The sequence below is a fragment of the Nocardioides conyzicola genome (assembly GCF_039543825.1).
Taxonomy (GTDB): domain Bacteria; phylum Actinomycetota; class Actinomycetes; order Propionibacteriales; family Nocardioidaceae; genus Nocardioides; species Nocardioides conyzicola.
The window spans coordinates 1,615,677-1,641,321 of record NZ_BAABKM010000002.1 but is presented as its reverse complement, the minus strand read 5'-3'; the positions used below and the strand labels follow the sequence as shown (position 1 = coordinate 1,641,321).

Here is a 25,645-nt window from a genome sequence, read left to right as displayed (position 1 = left end):
GCGGCGCCGCGCCGCGACCCATCTACGGAAAACCCTAGACATGCCGATACCGTCCTGACGTGGACCCGATCAGGAACCCCTACGCGCCCGGAGCCGGGCAGCGACCGCCCGAGCTCGCGGGCCGCGACCGGGAGCTGCAGCAGTTCGAGGTGACCCTCGAGCGGGTCGCCGCCCACCGCCCGGAGCGGAGCATGGTGCTCTCCGGGCTGCGGGGCGTCGGCAAGACCGTGCTGCTCAACGCGCTGCGCAGCCAGGCCGTACGCCGTGCGTGGGGGACCGGCAAGATCGAGGCCCGTCCCGACCAGAGCATCCGGATCCCGGTGGCGCAGGCGGTGCACGCCGCCGTCCGCGAGGTCGCGCACCGGCACCGGGACCCCGACCGGGTCGACGAGGTCGCGAGCGTCCTGAAGAGCTTTGCGCTGCGCACCAGCGTCGACGACCGCAAGGGCTTCCGCTGGACCCCGCCCACCGACGTCACGGCGGCGCGGGGACGGGCCGACTCCGGCGACCTCGAGCTGGACCTGGTCGAGCTCTTCACCGACGTGGCCACCCTGGCCGGCGACCTCGGCGTCGGCGTCGCGGTCTTCATCGACGAGATGCAGGACGTGTCCACCGCCGAGCTCGCCGCGCTCTGCGGCGCCTGCCACGAGATCAGCCAGCAGGGCGCACCCTTGATCGTCGTCGGCGCCGGCCTCCCGCACCTCCCGGTCGCGCTCGCCGCGTCCAAGTCGTACGCCGAGCGCCTGTTCCGCTACGTCTCGGTGGACCGGCTCCCCCGGGAGATGGCCGACCGCGCCTGGCGGCTCCCGGCCGCCGACGAGGACGTCGACTTCGAGGACGACGCGCTCGACGAGCTCTACCGGCTCACCGACGGCTACCCCTACTTCGTGCAGGCGTACGGCAAGGTCACCTGGGACGCCGCCGTCGACTCGCCGATCCGCGCGGCCGACGTACGCGCCGCCGCCCCCGAGGCGGAGGCCGAGCTCGCCGTCGGATTCTTCGGCGCGCGCTACGACCGGGCCACCCCCGCCGAGCGCGACTACATGGTCGCGATGGCCGACCTCGGCGCCGACAACGGCGACAGCGCGATCTCCACCGCCGACGTCGCCGGCCACCTGGCCCGCAAGCCGCAGTCGCTCTCCCCGGCCCGCGACGGGCTGATCAAGAAGGGCCTCGTCTACTCGGCCGAACGCGGCAGCGTCGCCTTCACCGTCCCGCACTTCGGCCAGTTCCTGCGGTCCCGATGAGCGCCACCCTCGTCGCCAAGGACCTCGCCGGCGGTCACGGCCACCGCACCCTCTTCGAGGGCCTCGACCTGACCGTGTCGCCGGGCGACGTCGTCGGCGTCGTCGGTGCCAACGGCGCCGGCAAGTCGACGCTGCTGCGGATCCTGGCCGGTGACCTCGACCCCCACGGCGGGACCGTCTCCACCGCGCCCGCCGACGCCTTCGTGGGCTGGCTGCCCCAGGAGCACGAGCGGGTCGCCGGCGAGACGGTGGCGGCGTACGTCGGCCGCCGGACCGGCGCCACGGGCGCGACCGCCGCCATGGAGGCGGCCGCGGAGGCGCTCGGCACGGGCGCCGCCGGCGCGGACGACGAGTACGCCGTGGCCTTCGACCGCTGGATGGCCAGCGGCGCGGCGGACCTCGACGAGCGGATCCCGCCGATGCTCGCCGACCTCGGCCTCGACGTCGGCGCCGACGCCATGATGACGAGCCTGTCGGGCGGCCAGGCGGCCCGGGCGGCGCTGGCGTCCCTGCTGCTGAGCCGCTTCGACGTCGTCCTCCTCGACGAGCCCACCAACGACCTCGACCTCGCCGGCCTCGAACGCCTCGAGAGCTTCGTCCGCGGGCTGCGCGCCGGCGTCGTGCTGGTCTCGCACGACCGCGAGTTCCTCGCCCGCTGCGTCACCCGGATCGTCGAGCTCGACCTGGCCCAGCAGCAGGTGAGCGTGTACGACGGCGGCTACGACGCGTTCCTGGAGGAGCGGGCCGTCGCGAGGCGGCACGCCCGCGAGGCGTACGACGAGTTCGCGGACAAGAAGGCCGACCTCGTCTCCCGGGCCCGGACCCAGCGCGAGTGGAGCTCGCAGGGCGTGCGCAACGCGATGAAGAAGAACCCCGACAACGACAAGATGCGCCGCAAGGCCTCGAGCGAGTCGTCGGAGAAGCAGGCCCAGAAGGTGCGCCAGATGGAGTCGCGGATCGCCCGGATGGAGGAGGTGGAGGAGCCGCGCAAGGAGTGGGTGCTCCAGTTCAGCATCGGCGCCGCTCCCCGCTCGAGCGCCGTCGTGGCGACGCTCAACGAGGCGACCCTCCGCCGCGGCGACTTCACGTTCGGCCCGGCGAGCCTCCAGGTCAACGCGCGCGACCGGATCGGCATCACCGGTCCCAACGGCGCCGGCAAGACGACGCTGATCCAGCTGCTGCTCGGCCGCGAGCGTCCCGACACCGGCACCGCGAGCCTCGGCGCGAGCGTCGCGATCGGCGAGATCGACCAGGCCCGCACCGGGCTCGGCGAGGACGTCCCGCTCGGCGACGCGGTCGAGGCGGCACTGCCGGAGATGTCGCCCGCCGACGTCCGCACCCTGCTCGCGAAGTTCGGGCTCAAGGCCGACCAGGTCGCCAGCCGGGTCGGCCGCCTGTCGCCGGGGGAGCGCACCCGGGCCGCGCTCGCGCTGCTCCAGGGTCGCGGGGTCAACCTGCTCGTCCTCGACGAGCCCACCAACCACCTCGACCTGCCGGCCATCGAGCAGCTCGAGGAGGCGCTGGCGTCGTACGACGGCGCGCTGCTCCTCGTCTCGCACGACCGCCGGCTGCTCGACAACGTCACCCTCGACCGTCGTTGGCGCGTCGCGTCAGGGGTCGTCACACAGGAGTAGGACGATGGACGTCGTGAGACCCCAGGTCGTCGCGCATCGGGGCGCCAGCCATGACAACGCCGAGCACACCCTGCGTGCGTACGTCGCCGCTCTCGACGCCGGGGCTGAAGCCCTGGAGTGCGACGTCCGGCTCACCGCCGACGGCCACCTCGTCTGCGTGCACGACCGCGACCTGCGTCGTACGGCGAGCACGCGGACCCTGGTCTCCAACACGGAGCTCGCCGACCTCGACCAGCTCGACTTCCACTCCTGGAAGAACCCCTGGGCCGAGCTCGACGACGAGGCGCCCGACCCCGACGACCAGCTCGACCGGGTGCTGACCCTGCGCACCCTGCTCGAGGTGGTCGCCGACTACGACCGCCGGGTCGAGGTCGCGATCGAGACCAAGCACCCGACCCGGTACGGCGGGCTCGTCGAGCGCCGCCTGGTCGACCAGCTGCGCCACCTCGGCTGGGACCGCGCCGGCTCGCCGGCCCGGGTGATGAGCTTCTCGTGGACCGGCCTGCAGCGCGTCGAGCGGCTCGCGCCCGAGGTGCCGCTGGTGATGCTGGTCGAGCGCGCCCGCAACTGGTCGATGCTCCGGCGGATGGTCGGCCCCGACTGGCTGGTCGGCCCGGGCATCAAGGAGCTCACCGAGCACCCCCGGCTGGGCCCGCGGATCACCCGCGCCGGCCACGACCTGCACGTGTGGACGGTCAACAGCGAGGAGCAGCTCGACCTCTGCCTCGAGCTCGGGGTCAAGGCCGTGATCACCGACCGGCCGGCGTACATCCTCGACCTGCTGGACACCCGCGAGAGCGCCGCCGGATAGCTCACCGATAGTTTGGCCGGCATGGCCAAGAAGTCCCGCACGAAGTCCCGTCCCGCCCAGCCCGCCGGCGAGGTCGGCCCGCGCCAGCCCTGCCCCTGTGGCTCGGGCAAGCGCTACAAGGCCTGCCACGGCGCGCCCGGGGGAGCGGCCGGGGTGTACGTCGGCCGCCCGTTCGAGGGCATGCCGTCGGAGTGCGACGTGGTCGCGCTGCGGGAGCTGGTGCCGGCGGCGACCGCCCGCCTGACCCTGAAGGGCGACGCCGACCGCGTCGTGCAGCTCTGCTCGCTGCTGCCGATGGCGGCGCCGGCGATGGTGCGCGACAACGGCGAGATCTGGCTCGGGCTGCAGGTCCAGCACAACTTCGGTGACCCGGCCCGCGACCTCGGCGCGGTGCTCGAGGCCGCGCTGACCGCCGAGCCGGGCGTGGTCGGCCTGACGGACCCTCCCGGGGAGGGCCCCCGCATCCAGGACCTGATCAGCGACGAGACGCTGACCATCGCCGTCCACGACGGGTTCGGCTTCTGGGTCGCCGACGTGGACGAGGCCGACCGGGCCGCCGCCGAGGCCGCCCTCGACCAGGCCAACGCCGCCGCCAACCCGACGGCCAGGCTGACCAGCGTCGAGGCGGCGTACTGGACGAACGTCGGCACCAAGGAGCACCTGCGCTGGGTGATGCCGGAGCCCGAGGACCGGCTCCTCGACGCCCTCGCCCGGCTGCACGCCGCGGGCAAGGACGTGCTGGTCGAGGACTCGCGCTTCGTCGGGATGTTCCGTGCCCACGGGCTCCTGGCGCCGGTCTGGGACCTCCCGGTCGGCACCGGGCCCGAGGCCCTGGAGGAGCCGGCGGAGCGGTTCGCGGCCGATCTGGCCGCGGCGCTCGCCGACGACTCCGACCTGACCAGCGAGGAGCGCTCCGCCCGGTCCGGGCTGGCCAACCGCCAGGTCACTATCCGCTGACGGAGGACTTGACGTTGCTCACGTCCGTTTCGGCCCGTCCGGGTTTGTCCGGGCACCTGTCGGAGACGTAGGGTCGCGCTGCCCGGTCGTTGTCGCCTCCCCCGTCGACAACGGCCGGGTCTTTCACGTCGTCAGTCGACGGGGACCGGCTCCCGGGTGACCGGACAGCTCATGCACCGCGGCCCGCCCCGGCCCGAGCCGAGCTCGGAGCCCGCGATCCGGACGACCTCGATGCCGGCCTCCTCGAGCCGCGCGTTGGTCTCGTGGTTGCGCTCGTAGGCGACCGCGACGCGCGGGGCGATGGCGAGGGTGTTGTTGCCGTCGTCCCACTGCTCGCGCTCGGCGGTCACCGGGTCGAGCCCGGTGTCGATCTGGTGGAGAGTGTCGATCTCCATCGCCTTCGCGGCCGCGACCAGGAACGGCTCGGCCTCGGCCACCGAGAGCTCCAGCGCGCGCTCGTCACCGTCGCGGGCGCCGTGAACCGGCGTGACGGCGTACGCCTGCAGGGAGTCGGCGACGTTCGGGTACATCACGATCTTGTCGACGTCGACCATGGTGCAGACCGTGTCGAGGTGCATCGTGGCGCGCTCCTGCGCGATGGGTACGGCGAGCACGGTGTGCGCGAGGTCGGCGTGGAAGACCTGGCGGGCGAACCGCTCGACGCCGGCGGGGGTGGTGCGCTCGCCGACGCCGATCGCGATCACGCCCGGAGCCAGCAGCAGCACGTCGCCGCCCTCGACGTGCTCGTGGTGCCAGCCGTGCAGCTTGCGGGTGCCGTGGAAGCGCGGGTGCTCGGTGTAGATGAGCTCGGTCAGCTGGGTCTCGCGGGAGCGGGCGGGCATGGTCAGCGAGGTCACCGCGACCCGGTCGCGCACCCAGACCGACGAGTCGCGGGTGAAGAGCAGGTTGGGCAGCGGGTCGATCAGGAAGTCGTCGCTCGCCAGCAGCGACGTCACCAGCCCGAAGCCGCCGCGCACCTCGTCGTTGCGGATGCCGGCCGTGAGGTAGTCGGTGAGCTCCGCCGGCGCCGCCTCGCCGAGGAACCGGGCGAGGTAGTCGCGCAGCGTGTCGCCGAGGTGCAGGCCGGCCAGCGCGGTCGAGATCGCGTGGTGGCGGGCGCCCTCGTCGGCGAGCGTCTCGGTGAGCAGGTCCGTCAGGTAGAGCACCTCGGCACCGCGGCTGCGCAGCGCCTCGGCGAAGGCGTCGTGCTCCTCCTGCGCGCGGGCGACCCACGGGATCCCGTCGAAGAGCAGCCGGTCGTTGTTGCGCGGGGTGAGTCGCTTGAGCTCGTTGCCCGGCCTGTGGAGCAGGACCGTCTGGAGCTTGCCGACCTCGGAGTCGGCACCATGCGTAGCCATGGGCTGAGCCTAGGTGAGCAGCTCGTACGCCGTGATCGCGGCCAGCACCAGGCAGACGCCGGCCCCGATGTAGTGCAGCACGTGCAGCTTGACGAAGCGCTGCAGCTGGCGACCGGCGACCACCGCGAGCCCGCTGACGAGCAGCAGCGCGGCGAGGGCGCCGATGAAGACCGCGACGGGCTCCTCGTACTTCGCGACCAGCGAGATCGTCAGCAGCTGCGACAGGTCGCCCCACTCGGCGGCGAAGAGCACCAGGAAGCTCGCGAGCACGGCCCGCCAGCCGTGGACCGGCTTGGTCTCGATCTCCTCGTCGCTGTTGGCGGCCTCCTGGTGGCCGCGGCCCTCCCGGATGAGGATGACGGCGCCGACCAGGAACATCAGCCCGGCCGCCGCCTGCACGACCTCCTCGGGCAGGAACGACACCGCGTGGCCGAGCAGCACCGCGACCAGGGTCTGCACCAGGAAGGCGAGGCTGACGCCGATCCACACCAGGATCGGGCGGTACTTCGTGGCGAGCACCAGCGTCGCGAGGAAGGTCTTGTCCGGCAGCTCGACGACGAAGATGGCCAGGAACGTCAGGCCGATGACTACTGGATCCACTAGAGAAACCTACGCGACAGGGCCGCGGCCTCCGCGAGCACGTCCGCCACCGGGCGACCGAGCTCGGTCGCGGCCCGCGCGACGTCGTCGTACTCCGGCTGGGCGTTGACGACCACGCCGTCGTGGCGGGCGAGCTTGACGCTGATGGTCTGCCCGTCGATCTCGACCTCGGTGAACTCGCGCTCCAGCGCGTGCTTGGCGACGGGCTGCTCGCGCAGGCCGATCGTCGAGGTCTGTCGGAAGACGGTGGCGCGGACGTCCGCGGCCCGGGCCGCGTCGACGAGCACGCTCAGCGTGTGCGCCGGGCGGCCCTTCTTCATCAGGATCGGGGTCAGCCACGCGTCGGACGCGCCCGCGTCCAGCAGGGCGGCGATCACGGCGGGCCAGACCCGCGGGTCCAGGTCGTCGACGTTGCACTCCAGCAGCAGCGGACCAGCGCCGGCGCCCGTCTCGACACCGAGGAAGAGCCGTACGACGTTGGCGTGCCCGTCCGGGTCCCGCCCACCGGCGCCGACGCCGATGGTGTCGACGGTCATCGCGGGCTGGGGGCCCCAGGCGGTCGCGACGGTGGTGAGCAGGGCGGCGCCGGTGGGCGTGCACAGCTCCATCGGCGCCGGGCCCGCGAAGGTCGGGACGCCGCGCAGCAGCTCGGCCACGGCCGGCGGCGGGACGGGGAGCGTGCCGTGGGCGGCCTGGATGGTGCCGGAGCCGACGGCGACGGGGGAGACCGTCACCGACGAGGCGCCGAGGTGGGTGAAGCCGGCGCTCACCCCGACCACGTCGGCGATCGCGTCGAGCGCGCCGACCTCGTGGAAGTGCACCTCGTCGGGGCTGGTGCCGTGCACCGCCCCCTCGGCGACCGCGAGCCGCTCGAAGGCGGCCAACGCGAGGTCGTGCCCGTCGAGCATCGTCCGGACGTCGCGCCAGGTGCGGTGGTGGTGGGAGTCGGGGACGTCGACGTGCACGCGCGTGGCGGCCAGCCCGCCACGCCGTACCTCCTCGACGCGGAGGGTCACCGGCTCCGGCGACACCGCGTCGATGGCGTGCTGCAGCACCTCGACCGGCACCCCGGCGCCGACCAGGGCGCCCAGCAGCATGTCGCCGCTCGCGCCCGAGGACGCGTCGATCCAGACGGCGGTCATCGAGGTGCGCTCTGGCGGGCGACCCGGGCTGCGTGGACGCCGGCGCCGTACCCGTTGTCGATGTTGACCACGGTGACGCCGGGAGCGCAGGAGTTGAGCATCCCGAGCAGGGCGGCGATCCCGCCGAGGGAGGCGCCGTACCCGACGCTGGTGGGGACGGCGACGACCGGTACGCCGGTCAGCCCGCCGACGACCGACGGCAGGGCGCCCTCCATGCCGGCGACGACGATCAGGCAGTCGGCGGCGGCCAGCCGGTCGCGGACGCCGAGGAGCCGGTGCAGGCCGGCGACCCCCACGTCGTCGACCCGGTCCACGTGGGCGCCGTGGACGGCCACCGTGAGCGCGGCCTCGGCCGCGACCGGCGCGTCGGACGTGCCGGCGCTGACCACGGCGACGGTGCCGGTCGCGGTCGGGAGGGGGCCGAGGGTCACGGCCCGGGCGACCAGGTCGACCACGGCCTCCGGCAGGGCGGCGGCCACGATGTCGAGGGCCTCCGGTGCGAGCCGGGTCGCGAGCACGGCGCGCTCGGGGTGCTTCTCGTGCAGCGCCCGCAGGATCGCCACCACCTGGTCGGGCGTCTTCCCGGCGCCGTACACGACCTCGGGGTCGCCGGTGCGTGCCGCGCGGTCGACGTCCACGCGTGCGAATCCGAGGTCGGTGATCCGGGGGTCCTGCTGCTCCACGGGGTGAACCTACTCGTTCACGCGGACCGGGACACGGCGGGTCCGGGCAGGTGTCCACGCTCGCCGACCTAGTCTCGGAGGCGTGGATCTCCTTGCCCTGATCGCGGCGGTCGCCGCGCTGGCCCTCTCGCTGCTCGCCGTCCGTCGTACGGCGGCGCGGGGTGGCGGTGGCGGTGTCGACGCGCTCCCCGAGGACGTGCACGGGCTGCGGCAGGAGGTGGCGGCGCTCCGCAACGAGGGCAGCGACGCCCTGCGGCACCTCGCGGTGGTGCGCTACGACGCGTTCGGCGACATGGGCGGACACCTGTCCTGGTCGGTCGCGCTGCTGGACGACGCGGGCAACGGCGTCGTCCTGACCTCGATCAACGGCCGCAACGACGCGCGGACCTACGCCAAGAGCATCACCGGGTGGGCCTGCGAGCAGCAGCTCTCGCCCGAGGAGCTCGAGGCGCTCGAGCATGCCCGCCCCTGACCGCGTCTACGGCGCGGTGACGAACCGGAGCAGGTAGCCGGTCAGTCGCTTCCGCTCGGCCCCGCTCAGCATGACGAGGATCTCCGACGTCAGCTCGTCGCTCAGCTCCCGGGCCTGGGTCGCCACCACCTCCGCCTCCGGGAGGAGGTGGAGCAGCTGCGTGCGGCGGTCCGTCTCGAGCCGGCGCCGCTCGACGAGGCCGCGGCGCTCCATGTCGTCGACCATCTGCACGACGCTGGCGGCGCTGACCCCCAGGATCCGGGCCAGCTCGGCCTGCGGGATCGGCCCCGACGCGTGGAGCGCGGCCAGGCAGCCCTTGTGGCGCGGCTCGATGCCGAGCGGCGCCAGGACGGCCGAGAAGTCCCGGTGCATGCGGAAGTGCACCCGGGTGATGAGGAACGCGATGCTGTCGAGCAAGGGAGCGGGCGTGTCCGGTGCGAGGTCCTGCTCGGAGATCCGCACCAGGATCTGGCGGAGCTCCTCGCGCTCGTCGAGGGTGAAGACGGAGGTCAGTGCGTCCTCGAGGTCCTCAACGTGCCGCCGCCAGCTCCGAGCGGCGGCGGCACCCTTGGCGGTCCGGGTCAGGGCGTACGAACGGCGGTCGTCGGGGTTGCGCACCCGGGTGACCAGGCCCTGCGTCGCCAGGTCGGCCGCGACCTTGACGACGGTGGTCCGGCTGACGCTGATCGCGGTGGCGATCGACTGCTGCGTCCGGGTGATGCCGCCCGCGAGCGACAGGAGCGCGGCGTACTCGTGCACGTCGACACCCGGCGGGAGCGTCTCGGCCAGCGCCGCGTGCACCCGGGCGGCGGCGCGCCAGAAGAGGTGGCCGTCGTTCTGCGCGAGGGCCGGCAGCAGCTCGGCCACGCCCCACCTCCTGATCGTTAGCCACTTGACGATTCTTCGAAGAAGCGTATCGTACTGCAGGTAATCGTTAAGTAGATGATGATTTGGTGGTTGATGAAAATGGCTGACTCCACAGTGCAGGCGAGCGCCGAGCCCGACAGGGGCAGGTGGTGGACCCTCGTCGCGGTCTGCACCGGCGTGTTCATGCTGCTGCTCGACGTCACGATCGTGAACGTCGCGCTCCCCGACATCCAGGGCCAGTTCGACGCGTCGCTGTCCGGCCTGCAGTGGGTGATCGACGCCTACGCGCTGAGCCTCGCCGCGCTGCTCCTCACGGCCGGCTCGCTCGCCGACATCTACGGTCGCCGCAAGGTCTTCGTGATCGGTACGGCGCTCTTCACGATCGGCTCGCTGCTCTGCGGCCTCGCACCGGGCATCGAGTTCCTCGCGATCGCCCGCGCCGCCCAGGGCATCGGCGGCGCCGCGATGTTCGCGACCTCGCTGGCGATCCTCGGCACGACGTACACGGGCAAGGACCGCGGCGTCGCCTTCGGCGCCTTCGGCGCGACCACCGGTGTCGCGGTGGCGATCGGCCCCGTGCTCGGCGGCATCCTCACCAGCGGGCTGTCCTGGCGCTGGATCTTTTTCGTCAACCTGCCGATCTGCCTGGTCGCGATGTTCATCTCGATGACCCGGGTCGAGGAGTCCCGGAACCCGCACGCCGGGCGTCCCGACTGGGCCGGCTTCGTCACTTTCAGCTCCGCGCTGGGGCTGCTCGTCTTCGGTCTGATCGAGGCCGGCAAGGACGGCTGGGGCGACCGGACGGTCGTCCTGAGCCTGGCCGCCGCAGCGGTGCTGATGGCGGCGTTCGTGGTCAGCCAGCTGATCCAGGAGGCGCCCATGTTCGACCTGGGGCTGCTGCGGAAGCCGACCTTCACCGCGGGCCTGCTCGCCGCCTTCGGCGTCTCGGCGTCGATCTTCTCGCTGCTGACCTACATCGTGATCTACCTGCAGAACGTCCTCGGCTACTCCGCCGTCGAGACCGGCGTCCGGCTGCTCTTCCTGTCGGCGGCCGCGTTCGCCGCCTCCGCCGTGACCGGTCGCTTCATGGACCACGTGCCCACGAAGTGGCTGATCGGGCCGGGCTTCCTGGTGCTCGGCGTCGGCCTGCTGCTGGTGACCGGGATCGACACCGGCTCGAGCTGGACGCACCTGATCCCCGGCCTCATCGTGTCCGGCCTCGGCGTCGGCCTGATCAACCCGCCGCTCGTCTCCACCGCCGTCGGCGTGGTCGCCCCGGCCCGCGCCGGCATGGCGTCCGGCGTGAACTCGACCTTCCGCCAGGTCGGCATCGCGACCGGCATCGCGGCCCTCGGGTCGATCTTCAGCCACCAGGTGGCGTCCGGCCTGCACGACAAGCTGGCCGGTACGCCGGCCGCCGGGCAGTCGGACCGGATCGCCGAGGCGGTGACCGGGGGTCAGGTCGGTGCCGTGATCGAGCAGGCGCCGGCCGCCGTACGCCCGACCCTCGCGGACGCCGCGACGTCCAGCTTCGTCGAGGCGCTCAACCACATCGTGTGGATCGGGGCGGGCACGGCGTTCGTCGTCGGCGCGCTGTGCCTGCTGCTGATCCGGCAGAAGGACTTCGTGGTCCACGGCGCTCCGGAGCCGGTGACCCCCGTGACCGACGAAGTCGTCACGACCGCGTGATCGGAGCCCCTATAGTCCGGCCATGAACCCGATGCGCTGGATGGCGATCAAGCTCGGCGCCCAGCCCTGGCTGCCTCGCTACTCCAAGCTGATCGTCGGCGCCGACAGGTTCCTGCAGCGCATCAGCCGTGGGCGGGTCACCATCATGATGGCGACCGGTCTCCACGAGCTGGTGCTGCAGGTGCCGGGCCGCAAGACCGGGATCCTGCGCTCCACGCCGCTGCTCACCGTGCCCCACGGCGACGGCTGGCTGATCGTCGGCTCCAACTGGGGCGCGCAGGACCCGCCCGCCTGGGCGGGCAACCTGCGCGCCGCCGACGAGCCGACGGTCACCTTCAAGGGCCGCACCGTGGCCGTCGACGCCCGCGAGCTCGCCGGGCCGGAGCGCGACGAGAAGTGGGCGATCGCCGTCGCCGGCTGGCCCAACTACGCCAGGTACGCCGAGCGCACCGAGCGCGAGCTCCCGCTCTTCTGGCTGACGCCGCGCTAGCGCGGCACCCGCACCAGCAGCCGCCCGTGCACGCAGGTGAGGTGCAGCTCGCGGCCGGGGCCGATGGAGTCGCCGTCGAGCTGGCGCGGGGTGTCGACGGCGGCGCGGATCACGACGGTGCGGCCGGTCATCCGGTTGACCATCTCGTCGGTGCGCGTACGACGGGCCAGCACCCGGTAGGCGAGCGGGATCCAGGACAGGAACTTGCGCGGGTGCAGCATCACGACGTCCAGGACGCCGTCGTCGATGGCGGCGTCGGGCAGCAGCGGCATCCCCGCCTGCAGGAAGCCGACGTTGCCGACCACGATCGTGCGGGCCCGGTGCTTGGTGAACTCGCCGCCGTCGACGGAGACCTCGACCCGGACGGCCGGGAACATCAGTGACTTCAGCGCGGACAGCACGTAGGCCAGCCAGCCGACCCGCTTCTTGATGTCCTCGTTGACGCCCTCCATGATCGCGGCGTCGAAGCCCATGCCCGCCATCACCATGAAGTGGGTGTCCTCGAAGCCGTCGCCCGAGACCTCCACCAGGTCGATCGCGCGGTCCTGGCCGGTGAGGGCGACGTCGATCGCCGCGCGCAGGTAGAGCGGGATGTCCAGGTTGCGGGCGAGCAGGTTGCCCGTGCCGGCGGGGATGATCCCCACCGGGATCCCGGTCCCGGCGAGCTCGGCGCAGACCTCGCGGACCGTGCCGTCGCCACCGCAGACCAGCACCAGGTCGGCGCCGGAGACCGACGCGGCCGCGGCCATCCCGCTCCCGGGGTCCTCGACGGTCGTGTAGTGCCACGACGGCGTCGACCAGCCGGTCTCGGCGGCCATGGTCGTCACCAGCGTCTTGAACTGCCCGACGTCCTCGACCTTGATCGGGTTCAGCACCACCGCCAGCTGACGCTCCGAGACGAACACCTCCGGCAGCGGCTCGACGCTCGCCGAGTGGCTGCGCGGCAGCGGGTTGTAGACCCCGATGCCGAGCAGCAGCACGCCCAGCCCGAGCAGCACGCCGCCGACGACGTCCGAGGGGTAGTGGCGGCCGAGTAGCACCCGGTCCAGGCCGACGACGACCACGACGAGCACGACCCCGACGTACGCCAGCCGCCGCACGTTCTTGCGGCGCACCAGCATCGACACCAGCACGACGACGATCCCGCCGAGCGCCGTGATCGCCGAGGCGTGGCCGGACGGGAAGGCGTTGCTGTGCAGGAGGGCGTCGGGGTTCTGCCACGTGGGTCGGTCGCGCCCGACGACGCCCTTGCAGATCGTCGTGAGGAGCGGCGTCACGATCATCACGCCGGCGGCGAAGAACGCCGCGCGGTGGTAGCGGCGCAGCAGGACGGCGACGAGGACGACCGTGTACGCCGTCATGGCGATCGTGCCGAAGGCGATCTCGACGATCCGGAGGACGTCGTGCAGCCAGGACACGTCCGTGGCCCACTCCTGGGAGGACTGGCCGCGGTTGTCGATGTCCCACAACCACTCGGCGTCGTCGACGACCGCGAGGGTGAGCAGTCCGAAGAGGACGAAGCAGAGCGCTGCCCAGCTCAGGACGATGGCGCGGGGACGGTCGAGCACGCCCCGAAGTATGCCGTCCCCAGCCACGGACATCTCCCGCGCGCCCCCCGGGGCGACCCGGATAGCCTGACGACATGATCGACCCGCGCATCCTCCGAGACGACCCCGACCGTGTCCGCGCCGCCCAGGCGAAGCGCGGCCTGTCCGACGACGTCGTGGACCGGGCGCTGGCCGCCGACACCGCCCGGCGTACGGCGATCCTGGAGTTCGAGGCCAAGCGCGGCGAGCAGAAGCAGCTCGGCAAGCTGATCCCGCAGGCGCAGGGCGACGAGAAGCAGGCGCTCCTCGCGCAGACCAAGACCCTGTCCGCCGAGGTCAAGGCGGCCGAGGCGGCCCAGAACGCCGCCGACGAGGAGTGGCACGCGGCCCTGGCGAGCATCCCGGCCCTGGCTGCCGACGAGGCGCCGGCGGGTGGTGAGGACGACTTCAGGCTGATCGAACGGGTCGGCACCCCCGTCGAGTTCGACTTCGAGCCGCGCGACCACATCGAGCTCGGCAAGATCCTCGGGGCCATCGACATCGAGCGCGGCGCCAAGGTGTCCGGCTCGCGCTTCTACTTCCTCACCGGCGTGGGCGCCGAGCTCGAGTTCGCGCTCATCAACCTGGCCAACGAGACCGCCCGGGAGCACGGCTTCACCCAGGTGATCGCGCCGTCGATGGTCAAGCCGCGCGCGATGGAGGGCACCGGCTTCCTCGGCCAGGCCGCCGACGACGTCTACCGGATCGAGGGCCAGGACATGTACCTCGTCGGAACCTCCGAGGTCCCGATGGCGGCGTACCACTCCGACGAGATCCTCGACGGCGCGACGCTGCCGCTGCGGTACGCCGCCTTCAGCCCCTGCTTCCGCAAGGAGGCCGGCTCGCACGGCAAGGACACCAAGGGCATCATCCGGGTGCACTGGTTCGACAAGGTCGAGATGTTCGTCTACACGACGCTCGAGGAGTCGTACGCCGAGCACCAGCGCCTGCTCGAGATCGAGAAGGCGTTCCTCGACAAGCTCGAGCTGGCCTACCAGGTCATCGACACCGCGGCCGGCGACCTCGGTCTCTCGGCGACCCGGAAGTTCGACTGCGAGGCGTGGATCCCCACGCAGGGCAAGTACCGCGAGCTCACCTCGACGTCCAACTGCCTGGACTTCCAGGCCCGGCGCCTCGACATCCGGGGCCGGTTCGACGACGGCGTCACGCCGCTCGCCACGCTCAACGGCACGCTGTGCGCCTCGACCCGGACGATCGTCGCGATCCTCGAGACCCACCAGCAGGCCGACGGGTCGGTCAAGGTCCCGAAGGCGCTGCAGAAGTGGCTCGGCCGCGAGGTCATGGAGCCCGTCGGTGGTTGAGTCCTCGACACCACCCGCTGACTGGCGCCCGCAGCTGGTCGCCCTCGACATCGACGGCACGATCCTGAAGTGGGTCGAGGGCGCCGGGATGACGCACGAGGAGATCTCGCCGGCCGTCCATGCCGCCGTGCACCGGGCCCTCGACGCGGGCGCCCACGTCGTGCTCGCGAGCGGCCGCTCGCCGCACGGCATGACCGGCGTCGCCGACCTGCTCGACCTCTACGACGAGCAGCGCGAGCGGCTCTGGATCGTGGCCTCCAACGGCGCGGTCGTCTTCCGCTACCCGCCGCTCGAGGTGGTGCACGAGGAGAAGTTCGACGCCCGGCCGGCCGTCGAGGCGATCCTCGAGCGGCACCCCACGGCGCTGGTCGCCGTCGAGGAGCGCGGCGTCGGCTACCGGGTCAACTCCCACTTCCCCGACGGCGAGCTCTCCGGCGACATGATCGTCACCGACGTCGCCGACCTGATCGCCGCCGAGGTCAGCCGGGTGATCATCCGCGACCCCGCTGCCACCGCCGACGACTTCGTCGCCCTCGCCGCGGACCTCGGCCTGCACGGCACCAGCTACGTCGTCGGGTGGACCGCGTGGCTCGACCTGGCCCCGGTCGGCGTCTCCAAGGCGTCGGGTCTCGAGCACGTCGCGCGCGAGCTCGGGCTGACGGCCGACGACGCCCTCGCGGTCGGCGACGGTCGCAACGACCTCGAGATGTTCGAGTGGGCCCGCCGCGGTGTCGCGATGGGCCAGGCGATCCAGGTCGTGCTCGATGCTGCGGACGACGTCACCGGCAGCGTGTACGACGACGGCCTGGCCACCGAGCTGGATCGCTGGTTCGGCGCGTGACCCTCCCCGTCGTCGTCACCAGCGAGCGCCTCACCCTGCCCGTCTGGACGCCCGACGAGGCGGCCGACATCCGCGCCGGTCGCAGCCGCGACGGGTGGCACCGCGACTACCCGCGCGAGGACGACCGTGACGCCGCCGGCATGTACCACCGCGACGACCCCTGGGCGCCGCGTCACATCATCCGGGGCGCCACCGCCCTCGGTTCGATCGGCTTCTTCGGCCCGCCCGAGGCCGCGCCGGACGGCGTGCCCGAGGTCGAGGTGGGTTACGGGCTGGTCGACGAGGCGCACGGGTACGGCTTCGCGACCGAGGCGCTGCAGGCGCTGCTGGTCGAGACCGACGCCGCCGGCGTACGCGTCCGGGCCAGCGTCGAGCCCACCAACAAGGCCAGCGTGCGGGTGCTCGCGAAGTGCGGCTTCACCGAGCTGCGCGGCGCGAACGAGGACGGCGAGCTCGTGATGGCAAGGCCGCTGCCGGCGTGACCACCCCGCGCCTCGTCGCCACGGACCTCGACGGCACCCTGGTCCGCTCCGACGGCACGATCTCGCCGTACACCGCCGAGGTGCTCGCGGCCGTCGAGGCGCTCGGCACGCCCGTCGTCTTCGTGACCGGCCGGCCACTGCGCTGGACCGCGGTCCTCTTCGACCACGTCGGGGAGCACGGCCTGGCGGTGGTCAGCAACGGTGCCCTGGTGTGGGACGTGGCCCGGCACGAGCCGCGGCTCGAGCGGCCGATCGAGCCGGACGTGGCGCTGGGCGTCGCCCGGGACCTGCGGGCGGCGCTCCCGGAGCTCCGGTTCGCGGTCGAGACCGTGGAGGGCTGGTCGATGGAGCCCGGCTACGCACGGCACGATGCGGACCAGGAGCATGGCTTCGACGCGCGCCAGGAGTCGTCCCTGGAGGACCTCCTCGGGCAGCCGGTCCTCAAGCTCCTCGGCCGCCAGGACGACGCCGATCCCGACGACCTCGTCGCGGCCGCGGTCCGCGCGGTGGGTGACCGCGTCAACGTCACCCACAGCTCGTTCCCGCTGCTCGAGATCAGCGCGGCCGCGGTCACCAAGGCCTCGACGCTGGCGTTGCTGTGCGCCGACCTCGGGATCGAGGCGGCGGAGGTGATGGCCTTCGGCGACATGCCCAACGACCTGCCGATGCTGACCTGGGCCGGTACGTCGTACTCCATGGCCGACGCCCACCCGAGCGTGGTGGCCGCCGCGGACCACGTCGCCCCGGGCCACGACGAGGACGGCGTGGCGCAGGTGCTGGCTGGTGTCTTCGATCTCTGATCTGTTAGATGGGCGAGTGATGCGCAGGTTCCTGGCCGCCCTCCTGCTGGCGTGCTCCACCGTGGTGGCGCTGGCCGCGCCGTCACTCGCCGCATGCCCTGCCGGTGCTCCCTCGGGCCTCCAGGAGCGCACGATGGCCGCCGACGACATCTTCACCGGCGTCGTCTCCGACCGCTCCGTCACCGGCAACACCGCGACCTACACCGTCGACGTCCAGCGGATCTACAAGGGCACGCTCGTCGGCGAGCAGGTGTCGGTGTCGACCGACACCCGGTCGCGCGCGTGCGGGCTGCCGCGGCTCGAGAAGGGCTCGTCGTACGTCTTCTTCACGCAGGCCGACGGCAGCGACCTCACCAGTGACCAGCGCAGCGGCACCTCCTCGGCGACGGACGCGTACGTCGCGCGCGTCGAGAGCCTGCTGGGCGAGGGTCAGCCGGCAGTGCCCCCGACGCCCGAGCAGGCGACCTTCACGACCGTCGCCGACCCCCCTGCGGACGTGCAGCGCCTCGCCGCCCCCGGTGCCGCCCTCGTCATCGTGGGCCTGCTCGGCCTGGTGTTCGTGGCCTGGCGGGGGCGCCGGCGGGCGTAGTCCCACCCGTCGCAGGGATACCCGGTTCACCGGGTGTTCCCTGAACTTCTCAGGCATTGCAGTGCCCGAGAAGTCAGTGGAGTGCCCGAGGAGTCAGAGGTACATGCCGCCGGAGTCACCCGGGGCGGCCGTGCCACCCTCGGCCGGACCCGGCGCACCGGGTGCCGGCTGACCGCTCCCCGGCGGCAGCCCGCGGCGCATCTGCTCGAACTGGGCGCGGGCCGCCATCTGCTGGGCGTACATCGCGGTCTGGATGCCGTGGAAGAGGCCCTCGAGCCAGCCGACCAGCTGGGCCTGCGCGATCCGCAGCTCGGCGTCGGACGGGACGGCCTCCTCGGTGAACGGCAGCGACAGCCGCTCCAGCTCCTCGACCAGCTCGGGCGCGAGCCCGGCCTCGAGCTCCTTGATCGACGCCTGGTGGATCTCCTTGAGCCGGATCCGGCTGGCGTCGTCCAGGGGCGCCGAGCGCACCTCCTCGAGCAGCTGCCGGATCATGCCGCCGATCCGCATCACCTTGGCCGGCTGCTCGACCAGGTCGGTGATCCCGTTGCCGTCGCCGTCGTGCTCGACGGTGACCGCCGATGCCGGTACGGAGACCTGCTGCCCGTCCGGCCCGATGACGACGACGTGCTCCTGCTCGCTCATGCCCTCACCGTAGCCGGGGGGCCGAAGCCTCAGACGGTCAGCAGGATCTTCCCGCTGTGGTCACCTGACTCCATGAACGCGTGCGCGGCGCCCGCCTCGGCCAGCGGGAACGTCCGGCCCACGATCGGCCGAACCAGTCCCTCGGACACCAGCGGCCAGACGTGCTCGACGACCGACGCGCAGATCGCCGACTTCTCCTCGACCGACCGGCCGCGGAGGTTGGTCGCGATGACCGCCCCCCGCTTGCGCAGCAGCTTGTTGATGTCGAGCTCGGCCTTGGACCCGCCCTGCATGCCGATGATCACCAGCCGGCCCTCGATGCCGAGGGCGTCGATGTTGCGATCGAGGTACTTCGCGCCCATGTTGTCGAGGATGACGTCGACGCCGCCCTCGGTGGCGTCGCGGACGACCTCGACGAAGTCCTGGTCGCGGTAGTTGACGGTCACGTCGGCGCCGAGGGCCGCGCAGGCGGCGAGCTTGTCGGCCGACCCGGCCGTCGTGATCACCCGGGCACCCAGGCGGTGGGCGAGCTGGATCGCGAACGACCCGATCCCGCCGGCGCCGCCGTGCACCAGCAGCGTCTCCTGGGGCTGCAGGCCAGCCACCATGAACACGTTGGACCACACGGTCGCGGCCACCTCGGGGATCGCGGCGGCCGTGACCAGATCCACGCCGTCCGGGACCGGCATCAGCTGGCCGGCCGGTACGGCGACCCGCTCGGCGTACCCGCCCCCGGCCAGCAGGGCGCACGCCTGGTCGCCGACGGCCCACCCCGTCACGCCCTCGCCGACGGCCGCCACGGTGCCGCTGCACTCCATGCCGATCACGTCGGACGCGCCGGGCGGCGGCGGGTAGAAGCCCTGCCGCTGCAGCAGGTCGGCCCGGTTCAGGCCGGCCGCGGCGACGTCGAGCAGCACCTCGCCGGCGCCGATCTCGGGGTCGGGGATCTCCGTGACGGTCAGGACCTCGGGGCCCCCGGGCTCGGTGGCGATGACGGCGCGCATGTCCCCACCCTAGGGAGTGGCCGTCAGACGTCCTCGAAGACTTCGCCCGTGTGGTCGACGCCCCGGTCGTCGGGGATCTCGTCGTTGACGTCGTCGGGGTCGGGGGCGTTGGCCGGCCGATCCCAGTTCTCCGCGAGCTTCTGCGCGAGCGCGGCCAGCGCCTCGATCCGCTCGGGGTCGGCGTCCTGGTAGCCCGCGGCGTACCCCAGGAGGTACGTCGTGATCGGCGCCGCCGGGCGCTCGACGTTGTGGGCCGCGACCCGGGCCAGGTCGAGCACGAGTCCCTCGTCGACCTCGGTCTCGATGTCGAGGACGTCGATCAGCTCGTCGATCCAGTCGTGCAGGTTCACGGACCCAGGTTCGCCGCATCCCCGGGCGTGCCGCAACCCTTCGTCGACAAACAGTCAGAGGTCGCGCAGGTCCGTCCACGTGTCGACGTCGCGACCCTCGTCACCGACCGGCGGCACCAGGGCGAGGTCGAGCTCGGCGAGCAGGGCCCGCAGCGCCATGCCGTGCTGCCCCTCCAGGTCCGGGCGTACGGCGTCCAGGCGGGCGGCGTCGACGACCCCCGCGAGCTGTCGACGGCCGTCGGCGTCGGTCAGGAACGCCCCGTCGTGGCCCAGCGCCGCCTGGTGCAGCCGCCGGAACGTCCACGGGGTCACCAGCGGCATGTCGACCGCCAGGACACCGAGCGTGCCGGGGACCCGGAGCAGGGAGTCCCGGCCGGTCAGCAGCGCCGCCACCGGGCCGCCGTACCGCGGGCTCTCCCGGGTGAACGTCACCGGCCGCGTCGTCGGCACGGGGTCGCCGACGACGACCACCTCGTCGGCGTCGGTGAGCGCCTCGAGGGCGTGCTCGAGCAGCGTGCGGCCCTGGTGCTCGACCGATGCCTTGTCCGCGCCGTCCATCCGGGCGGCGCGGCCGCCGGCGAGCACGATCGCGCAGAAGACCATGTCCACGAGTCTGGCATCGGTGGCAGGGTGGTGCCGTGGCCAGTCTCCGTGTCGCCCTCGTCCAGCAGGCCTCCGGCCTGGAGCCGGACGACAACCGCGCCGCCCTCGACCGCCTTGCGCCCCGCGACGCCGACCTGGTCGTCTTCCCCGAGGCGTTCGCGCGGGACTTCGGGGAGGCGGGCTCCGACGTCAGCGCGTACGCCGAGCCGCTGGACGGGCCGTTCGCGTCCGAGGTCGGCCGGGTGGCCGCGGACCGGGGCGCGACCGTGGTCGCCGGGATGTTCGAGCCCGGCGAGGACGTCGACCGGCCGTTCAACACGCTCGTCGCGCGCGGCGCCGTGGACGCGTCGTACCGCAAGATCCACCTCTACGACTCCTTCGGCTACCGCGAGTCCGACCGCCTGTCCGCGGGGCCTGTCGAGCCGGTCGTGTTCGACCTCCAGGGCTTCGGGGTCGGGCTGATGACCTGTTACGACCTGCGGTTCCCCGAGCTCGGCCGCGCCCTGGTGGACGCCGGGGCGGAGGTCCTCGTGGTCCCGGCCGCCTGGGTCGCCGGCCCGCACAAGGTCGACCACTGGCGCACCCTGGTCCGGGCCCGGGCGATCGAGAACACCGTCTTCGTGGTGGCCGTCGGGCAGCCCGGACCGCGCTACGCGGGCCACTCGATCGTCGTCGACCCGCTCGGCGAGGTGCTGGTCGAGGCGGACGAGGGCGCCCAGGTCCTCACGACCGTGCTCGACCACACGACCCTCGAACGGGTGCGCCGCACCAACCCCTCGCTGGCCAACCGGCGTCTGTAACCTTCCTCCCCGTGTCCAGGTCCGCCCCTCGTCGTCGCGCCGAGCCGACGCCTCGTCGGCAGGGGCGTGGTCGTGAGAGCCGTGGGCGTGGGTTCCTCCGGTCCCGCTGGCCGCTCGTGATCTGGTCGGTCGTGGTGCTCGCCGGCCTCGTCGCCCTGGTCGGGTGCCTCGTCGAGGTGGGACCGTCGTGGGCGTGCAGCGCCGGCGCGGTGACGGTCGCGACGGCGTTCTCCTGGGCGCTCGCGGTCCGCACCGGCGGCCGCCCGATCGTCGTCGGTGGCCTCGCGCTGGTGCTCGGCCTGGTCGCGGTCATCAGCGACGACGACGCGCTGCGCACCGGGGCCGCCGTGCTGACCTGCGTCGTCTCCGCGGTCTTCGCCGTGATGGCGACCGTCCCCGCGGTGCGCTTCGTCGCCGCGGTCCGCGAGGTGCTCGTCGCGATCGTCCTGGCCGGGATCGGCGCCCTCGCGACCGTCGGCTTCGAGCCGGTCGTCCAGGTCGACCGGTTCGAGTACGCCACCCTCGGGCTGGCCCTGCTCGGCGTGTTCGCCCTCGTCTACCGCCTCGGCGCGGGCCTGCACGGGCTCGGCCGTCGCGGGATCGTGATCGTGCTGATCGGCACCGGCGTGCTGGCCCTCACGCTGGCGTACGCCGAGCTGCTCCGCCGCTACGGGACGCCCGGCCTGGTCACCAGCCTGCTCGACGTCGTGGTGTGGTCGCGCCACCACCTGGGCGCCTTCCCGCGGCCGATCGAGACCGTGCTCGGCGTCCCCGCGCTCGCCTGGGGCGTGCACATGCGGGCCCGGCGGCGTCAGGGCTGGTGGGTGTGCGCCTTCGGCGTGGCCGCGACCGTGCCCGTCGCCCACTCGCTGGTCAACCCGACCGTCACCCTGACCGAGAGCGTGCTGTCGGTGACGTACGGCGCTGTCGTGGGGCTGGTCATCGGGTTCGTCGTGATCCGGCTCGACCTGGCCTTCACCGGGCCGCGTGGACGTCGCGGTCGACGGGCCGAGGAAGCCGGGGCGCTCCGCCCGGAGCCGGGGCGGACCCGCGCGCTTCTCTGATCGTCAGGTCGGCGGCCAGGGCCGGTGTGCCGGCGTGCAGCTGCGACGCCGGCACGGCGTGCTCCCCGCTCAGCGTGACCTCGGCGCCGGACGCGGGGACGATCACGATGCCGACGGAGCCGACGTGGGCCACGACGACCTGCGCGGGGTGGTACGCCGGGGGCCGGGCGCCGAGCTCGCCGGCGATGATGCTGGTGACGCCGTGGGTGCGGCAGCGCTCGAGGCGGCGGCTGGAGAACCGCGGCCCGAGCACCTGGGTGGCGGGCGCGACGTCGAGGCGGACCGCCGCGGTCCACGGGTGCAGCACCGGCAGCCGCGTCGACACGGGCGCGTCGTCGTGCCGGTGGTAGGTCTCGAGGCCGGCCTCGCGCAGCTTGCGCCACCACGCCTGCTGGTGCCGGGCCGTGACGACCCCGCAGCCGACGTACACGTCGGCGTCGAGCCGGAGCATCGCGTCGAGGTCCTCGCACACGTAGGGCTGCGGGATGTCGTCGCCGAGGGTGGCCACCGCAACGCGGATCCGGTACGTCGTCATGTCGTGGAGGAGCGGGCGGCCTCTGCCCTGATACGGGGGTACTCAGAGGTAACGGCTAGGTTCGCACCATGGCGCGCGAACAGGTGACCGAGATCGTGGCCGAGATGGTCGCGAACGTGCTGACCCTGGCGGTCGAGCCGGGTGACCGGGTGACGGCGGGCGACACGGTCGTGCTGCTCGAGTCCATGAAGATGGAGATCCCGGTGCTGGTCGAGGCGCCCGGCACGGTCCGCGCGATCAAGGTCGCGCCGGGCGACGTCGTCCAGGAGGGCGACGTGCTCGTGGAGATCGTCGCCGACTGACGCCACCGGACTGGCCGGGCTGGCAGAGGGGGCGGGATTCGAACCCGCGGTAGGTCTCCCTACGACCGCTTTCAAGGCGGTTCCGATCGGCCGCTCCGGCACCCCTCCTCGCGCCCGGACCGGAGTCCCGACACGCGAGCAGTGTAGAAGGCGGAGCCGCGGGTGCTACTCCGAGCCGCCCAGCTCGAGCTCGACCTCGTCGTACGCGAGGTTGTGGAGGCGCTGGGCGTGGTGTCCGACGTCGACCAGCAGCCGCTGCAGGTCGAGCCGGACGACCTCGGGGTCGGGGTGCTCGAGCACGCGGGGCCCGAGGGCGCCGATCCGGGCGAGCAGCGTGTTGCGCTCCCGGAGCATGCCGCCCTGCCGGGCGACGGTCCAGCCGTCGGCGCCGTTGCCGGTCTCGGCGACCAGCGCGTCGCGCAGTGCCGCCATCTGCTGACGGACCTGCCAGCGCCACTGGCCGACCGGGACCTCGGCTCGACGGCGACCGTCGAGGACCGTGCTGAGGCCCTGCATCGCGGCCGGCAGCCCCGTGTCGGTGACGGTCATGGCAGCCTCCCGGTGGCCCGGAGGAGTGGGACTTCGAGTGTCACCCCGCGCCCGGCCCGCGACAACCCACTGTGGCCCACCAATCCGGTGTCTTGTTCAATCAGTGCATGTCCGAGGTGTCCCCCGAGGTGTCGCAGTACCGGTTCGCGCCGACGGTCTCCGTGCGGATCGTGGGGGCGCTCCTCGTCGTGCTCGCGCTCCTCCTTGCGGCAGCCACGCTCGTGGTCGCGGTGGCGTCGCTCTCGGTCCTGGTGCTGGCGGCGGCCGCCGTCGTCGGGGTCGGCGCCGTCTTCGCGGTCGGCCACCTGCTGACCCGCCGGGTCGCGGTCGTCCGCCTGGGTGCGACGGGCTACCGGGTGCGGCTGGTGCGGGGTGCCGGGGTGACCGAGGCCGCGTGGACCGAGGTGCGGGAGGTGACGACGGCGACGCCCCAGGGCGTCCCGGTCGTGGTCCTCAAGCTGGCCGACGGCCGGACGACGACCATCCCGGTGACCGTGCTCGACGTGGACCGGGAGCAGTTCGTGCGCGACCTCCAGCAGCACCTGCAGCGTGGCCAGGGCCTGCGCCGGCTGTCCTGACCCGGCGCGTTCGGGGCCCTGATTCGGTGCCCGCGCCCGCCTGCTTGTAGCCTGTGCTGGCTGTCGGGAGGCGTCGCCTAGTCCGGTCTATGGCGCCCGCCTGCTAAGCGGGTTTGGGGCTAAAACCCCATCGAGGGTTCAAATCCCTCCGCCTCCGCCAGTGATCCGGCCCCCTTCGTGCCCGCGCGCGGAGGGGGCCGGAGCCGATTTCTGAGCGTGCAACGGCGGGCGAAGACCCCCAGATTGCAGGATGTTGCAATGCACAGAAGTGAGGCAACGTTTCGTTCCGGGGGTCCGTGCTGATCGCCCACACTTGTGGCACCGGGCCTTCCGTGGGGCCCCGACAGTCAGAGGTGAAGAGAAATGAAGGTAGCGCGCAAGTTTGCCGTGGTGGTGGCCACCGCGATGCTCAGCGTCGGTCTGCTGGGGATCTCGGCCCCTGCCCACGCCGACATCACCTGGAACAACTCGGTCCGTCGCTGACCTGACCGTTCCCCGCACCTGAGGCGGGAGCCGGTCGACGTCCCCCCACGTCATACCGGCTCCGAGGCTCTCCCCCGGAGCCCGCCTCACCCGATTGAGGGCGGTGGTCCATCGGACCACCGCCCTCAATCGTCTTCTCAGTCGTCTTCCGGGTCCCCGCCGTCCGCCCAGAGATTGAGGCGGCCCAGCGAGTAGCCGAGCTGGAAGCGCGTCTCGGCGTCGAACTCGTCCTTCAGGTCAGCCACGTAGCCGGCGTACGTGCGGGGGCTGACCCCGAGCCGCTTGGCCGAGACCGGGTCCGAGTGGCCCTCGATCAGCATCCGCATCGTCATCGCCCGCTGCTCCTCGGCGATGTGCTTGACCACCGCCGCCTCCTGGCTGGTGAACGGGCGGGCCCGTTCCCAGGAGCGCATGAAGACGTCGACCAGGTAGCCCACGATCGTCGGCTCGCGGATCGCCAGAGCGAGCATCAGGTCGTCCGGCGAGGGGATGATCGCGGTTCTCCGGTCCACGACGATCATCCGATTGAAGAACTCGTCCTGGGTGCGTACCTCGGCCCCCAGGGGGGTCAGCGCCGCGACGTACTCCCGGGTGCCGGTGCTGCGCCGGGCGCTGTGCTGGTAGAGCGTCAGGATGCTGACGCCGCGCTCGAGCAGCGTCCGCTCGATCTCCATCGCCTCTTCGGTGACGCCCACGCCGCGACCGCTCTGCGGCTGCGCGGTGAGCACCTCCTGCTCGGACTCCCGGGCGAGGGTCTGGATGAACGAGTTGATGGCTTCGCCACCTTGCAGGTAGCGGAACGGCCCGCCCTCGGTCGTTCCCGGCGCACGCCGCCAGATCTGGCTGAGGGTGGCGAAGGCCTCGGTCCAGCGCGACGACTCCTGGAGCAGCTCGGCGCCCTGCTTGCTCAGCGGTGCGACGACGCGGGTGTGGACCAGCCCGGGGTCCTCGGCGACCCAGGTCTCCTTCTCCGGGTCGAGCCGGACGAGGCCCATGTCGCGGAGCTGCTCGAAGGCCGCGTGCAGCTCGCCGTCGGCCACGATCCGAGGCTCCCCGGCCAGGAGACCGCCGGACGCCACGATCTCCTCGTACAGCGGCCTGCCCGCACTCTCGAAGAGCGCGCGACCTTCCGCGTCGGGTGTCCCCACATCCCCTCCTGACC

General features: G+C 72.6%; 29 protein-coding genes and 2 tRNA genes. 17 read left to right on the top strand and 14 right to left on the bottom strand.

Features of this window, described 5'->3' with window-relative positions:
- The first annotated feature begins 59 nt into the window (after window positions 1-59).
- Genes ABEA34_RS11080 through ABEA34_RS11065 form a run of 4 tightly spaced genes read left to right on the top strand, consistent with a single transcriptional unit; the run spans window position 60 to window position 4,649 of the window.
- Window positions 60-1,247 (top strand): ATP-binding protein, encoded by a 1,188-nt coding sequence (locus tag ABEA34_RS11080; RefSeq protein ID WP_345521316.1) that lies wholly within the window; start codon window positions 60-62, stop codon window positions 1,245-1,247.
- Window positions 1,244-2,881 carry a ribosomal protection-like ABC-F family protein gene (gene abc-f / locus ABEA34_RS11075; protein WP_345521315.1) on the top strand — a complete coding sequence of 546 codons (1,638 nt, stop codon included), beginning with the start codon at window positions 1,244-1,246 and terminating at the stop codon, window positions 2,879-2,881. The genes ABEA34_RS11080 and abc-f overlap by 4 nt, the downstream gene beginning before the upstream one ends.
- A gap of 4 nt (window positions 2,882-2,885) precedes the next feature.
- Window positions 2,886-3,692 carry a glycerophosphodiester phosphodiesterase family protein gene (locus ABEA34_RS11070; RefSeq protein WP_345521314.1) on the top strand — a complete coding sequence of 269 codons (807 nt, stop codon included), beginning with the start codon at window positions 2,886-2,888 and terminating at the stop codon, window positions 3,690-3,692.
- A 21-nt stretch (window positions 3,693-3,713) separates the two neighbouring features.
- Entirely contained in the window at window positions 3,714-4,649 is a 936-nt protein-coding gene (locus tag ABEA34_RS11065; RefSeq protein ID WP_345521313.1) for a DUF5926 family protein, read from the top strand.
- 131 nt (window positions 4,650-4,780) lie between these two features.
- Here ABEA34_RS11065 and ABEA34_RS11060 read toward each other — a convergent pair whose 3' ends face one another.
- From ABEA34_RS11060 to larB, 4 genes are read right to left on the bottom strand one after another with little or no spacing between them, the layout of a single operon-like run.
- Complete coding sequence (locus ABEA34_RS11060) at window positions 4,781-6,007, bottom strand: arginine deiminase (protein WP_345521312.1); 1,227 nt, start codon at window positions 6,005-6,007, stop codon at window positions 4,781-4,783.
- A gap of 9 nt (window positions 6,008-6,016) precedes the next feature.
- Window positions 6,017-6,607 (bottom strand): TMEM165/GDT1 family protein, encoded by a 591-nt coding sequence (locus ABEA34_RS11055; RefSeq protein WP_345521311.1) that lies wholly within the window; start codon window positions 6,605-6,607, stop codon window positions 6,017-6,019.
- Window positions 6,607-7,749, bottom strand: a complete 1,143-nt coding sequence (larC, locus tag ABEA34_RS11050) for a nickel pincer cofactor biosynthesis protein LarC (RefSeq protein WP_345521310.1) — start codon at window positions 7,747-7,749, stop codon at window positions 6,607-6,609. Before larC ends, ABEA34_RS11055 begins: the two co-directional genes overlap by 1 nt.
- On the bottom strand, window positions 7,746-8,432 hold the full coding sequence (gene larB, locus ABEA34_RS11045; protein ID WP_345521309.1) for a nickel pincer cofactor biosynthesis protein LarB: 687 nt from the start codon (window positions 8,430-8,432) through the stop codon (window positions 7,746-7,748). The genes larC and larB overlap by 4 nt, the downstream gene beginning before the upstream one ends.
- Before the next feature lie 82 nt (window positions 8,433-8,514).
- Here larB and ABEA34_RS11040 point away from each other — a divergent pair, with 82 nt between their 5' ends.
- A complete protein-coding gene (locus ABEA34_RS11040) occupies window positions 8,515-8,904 on the top strand; it encodes a DUF4446 family protein (protein ID WP_345521308.1) in 390 nt (129 codons plus the stop codon).
- Between the two features lie 6 nt (window positions 8,905-8,910).
- Here ABEA34_RS11040 and ABEA34_RS11035 read toward each other — a convergent pair whose 3' ends face one another.
- On the bottom strand, window positions 8,911-9,771 hold the full coding sequence (locus ABEA34_RS11035) for a MarR family winged helix-turn-helix transcriptional regulator (RefSeq protein ID WP_345521307.1): 861 nt from the start codon (window positions 9,769-9,771) through the stop codon (window positions 8,911-8,913).
- A 99-nt stretch (window positions 9,772-9,870) separates the two neighbouring features.
- Between ABEA34_RS11035 and ABEA34_RS11030 the strand changes: the two genes are divergently transcribed.
- Window positions 9,871-11,460 (top strand): MFS transporter, encoded by a 1,590-nt coding sequence (locus ABEA34_RS11030; RefSeq protein ID WP_345521306.1) that lies wholly within the window; start codon window positions 9,871-9,873, stop codon window positions 11,458-11,460.
- A 22-nt stretch (window positions 11,461-11,482) separates the two neighbouring features.
- On the top strand, window positions 11,483-11,950 hold the full coding sequence (locus tag ABEA34_RS11025; RefSeq protein ID WP_345521305.1) for a nitroreductase family deazaflavin-dependent oxidoreductase: 468 nt from the start codon (window positions 11,483-11,485) through the stop codon (window positions 11,948-11,950).
- Here the strand turns inward: ABEA34_RS11025 and ABEA34_RS11020 are convergent.
- Entirely contained in the window at window positions 11,947-13,518 is a 1,572-nt protein-coding gene (locus tag ABEA34_RS11020) for a bifunctional phosphatase PAP2/diacylglycerol kinase family protein (protein WP_345521304.1), read from the bottom strand. The two genes, ABEA34_RS11025 and ABEA34_RS11020, sit on opposite strands and share 4 nt — an antisense overlap.
- Window positions 13,519-13,592: 74 nt before the next feature.
- Here ABEA34_RS11020 and serS point away from each other — a divergent pair, with 74 nt between their 5' ends.
- The 5 genes from serS to ABEA34_RS10995 are packed head-to-tail and all read left to right on the top strand — an operon-like array spanning window position 13,593 to window position 17,570.
- Entirely contained in the window at window positions 13,593-14,858 is a 1,266-nt protein-coding gene (serS, locus tag ABEA34_RS11015; RefSeq protein ID WP_345521303.1) for a serine--tRNA ligase, read from the top strand.
- Complete coding sequence (locus tag ABEA34_RS11010; RefSeq protein WP_345521302.1) at window positions 14,851-15,699, top strand: HAD family hydrolase; 849 nt, start codon at window positions 14,851-14,853, stop codon at window positions 15,697-15,699. Before serS ends, ABEA34_RS11010 begins: the two co-directional genes overlap by 8 nt.
- Window positions 15,696-16,181, top strand: a complete 486-nt coding sequence (locus ABEA34_RS11005) for a GNAT family N-acetyltransferase (protein ID WP_345521301.1) — start codon at window positions 15,696-15,698, stop codon at window positions 16,179-16,181. Before ABEA34_RS11010 ends, ABEA34_RS11005 begins: the two co-directional genes overlap by 4 nt.
- A complete protein-coding gene (locus tag ABEA34_RS11000) occupies window positions 16,178-16,981 on the top strand; it encodes a Cof-type HAD-IIB family hydrolase (RefSeq protein ID WP_345521300.1) in 804 nt (267 codons plus the stop codon). Before ABEA34_RS11005 ends, ABEA34_RS11000 begins: the two co-directional genes overlap by 4 nt.
- A 19-nt stretch (window positions 16,982-17,000) precedes the next feature.
- Window positions 17,001-17,570, top strand: a complete 570-nt coding sequence (locus tag ABEA34_RS10995) for a hypothetical protein (protein WP_345521299.1) — start codon at window positions 17,001-17,003, stop codon at window positions 17,568-17,570.
- 93 nt (window positions 17,571-17,663) lie between these two features.
- On the opposite strand, the gene ABEA34_RS10990 is transcribed toward ABEA34_RS10995, so the two are convergent.
- The 4 genes from ABEA34_RS10990 to mobA are packed head-to-tail and all read right to left on the bottom strand — an operon-like array spanning window position 17,664 to window position 20,172.
- Window positions 17,664-18,215 carry a bacterial proteasome activator family protein gene (locus ABEA34_RS10990; RefSeq protein ID WP_345521298.1) on the bottom strand — a complete coding sequence of 184 codons (552 nt, stop codon included), beginning with the start codon at window positions 18,213-18,215 and terminating at the stop codon, window positions 17,664-17,666.
- 29 nt (window positions 18,216-18,244) lie between these two features.
- On the bottom strand, window positions 18,245-19,219 hold the full coding sequence (locus ABEA34_RS10985; protein WP_345521297.1) for an NAD(P)H-quinone oxidoreductase: 975 nt from the start codon (window positions 19,217-19,219) through the stop codon (window positions 18,245-18,247).
- 23 nt (window positions 19,220-19,242) lie between these two features.
- On the bottom strand, window positions 19,243-19,569 hold the full coding sequence (locus tag ABEA34_RS10980; protein ID WP_345521296.1) for a DUF6457 domain-containing protein: 327 nt from the start codon (window positions 19,567-19,569) through the stop codon (window positions 19,243-19,245).
- A gap of 54 nt (window positions 19,570-19,623) precedes the next feature.
- A complete protein-coding gene (gene mobA / locus ABEA34_RS10975; RefSeq protein ID WP_345521295.1) occupies window positions 19,624-20,172 on the bottom strand; it encodes a molybdenum cofactor guanylyltransferase in 549 nt (182 codons plus the stop codon).
- A 35-nt stretch (window positions 20,173-20,207) separates the two neighbouring features.
- Between mobA and ABEA34_RS10970 the strand changes: the two genes are divergently transcribed.
- Window positions 20,208-20,972: a carbon-nitrogen hydrolase family protein gene (locus tag ABEA34_RS10970; RefSeq protein WP_345521294.1), complete on the top strand. Its 765-nt coding sequence runs from the start codon at window positions 20,208-20,210 to the stop codon at window positions 20,970-20,972.
- Between the two features lie 116 nt (window positions 20,973-21,088).
- Window positions 21,089-22,036 carry a hypothetical protein gene (locus tag ABEA34_RS10965; protein ID WP_345521293.1) on the top strand — a complete coding sequence of 316 codons (948 nt, stop codon included), beginning with the start codon at window positions 21,089-21,091 and terminating at the stop codon, window positions 22,034-22,036.
- Here the strand turns inward: ABEA34_RS10965 and ABEA34_RS10960 are convergent.
- Window positions 21,948-22,571, bottom strand: coding sequence for a hypothetical protein (locus ABEA34_RS10960; RefSeq protein ID WP_345521292.1), 624 nt, complete (start codon window positions 22,569-22,571; stop codon window positions 21,948-21,950). The genes ABEA34_RS10965 and ABEA34_RS10960 overlap by 89 nt on opposite strands.
- Window positions 22,572-22,639: 68 nt before the next feature.
- Between ABEA34_RS10960 and ABEA34_RS10955 the strand changes: the two genes are divergently transcribed.
- Window positions 22,640-22,873 (top strand): biotin/lipoyl-binding carrier protein, encoded by a 234-nt coding sequence (locus ABEA34_RS10955; RefSeq protein ID WP_345521291.1) that lies wholly within the window; start codon window positions 22,640-22,642, stop codon window positions 22,871-22,873.
- A 20-nt stretch (window positions 22,874-22,893) separates the two neighbouring features.
- Here the strand turns inward: ABEA34_RS10955 and ABEA34_RS10950 are convergent.
- Both ABEA34_RS10950 and ABEA34_RS10945 read right to left on the bottom strand, forming a co-directional pair.
- Window positions 22,894-22,981: transfer RNA gene (locus ABEA34_RS10950), tRNA-Ser, on the bottom strand.
- A 57-nt stretch (window positions 22,982-23,038) separates the two neighbouring features.
- Window positions 23,039-23,422 carry a hypothetical protein gene (locus ABEA34_RS10945; RefSeq protein WP_345521290.1) on the bottom strand — a complete coding sequence of 128 codons (384 nt, stop codon included), beginning with the start codon at window positions 23,420-23,422 and terminating at the stop codon, window positions 23,039-23,041.
- Between the two features lie 107 nt (window positions 23,423-23,529).
- Between ABEA34_RS10945 and ABEA34_RS10940 the strand changes: the two genes are divergently transcribed.
- Window positions 23,530-24,000: a hypothetical protein gene (locus tag ABEA34_RS10940; RefSeq protein ID WP_345521289.1), complete on the top strand. Its 471-nt coding sequence runs from the start codon at window positions 23,530-23,532 to the stop codon at window positions 23,998-24,000.
- A gap of 66 nt (window positions 24,001-24,066) precedes the next feature.
- Window positions 24,067-24,160, top strand: a tRNA-Ser gene (locus ABEA34_RS10935).
- 460 nt (window positions 24,161-24,620) lie between these two features.
- On the opposite strand, the gene ABEA34_RS10930 is transcribed toward ABEA34_RS10935, so the two are convergent.
- Window positions 24,621-25,631, bottom strand: a complete 1,011-nt coding sequence (locus ABEA34_RS10930) for a LuxR family transcriptional regulator (RefSeq protein WP_345521288.1) — start codon at window positions 25,629-25,631, stop codon at window positions 24,621-24,623.
- Between the last annotated feature and the right edge of the window lie 14 nt (window positions 25,632-25,645).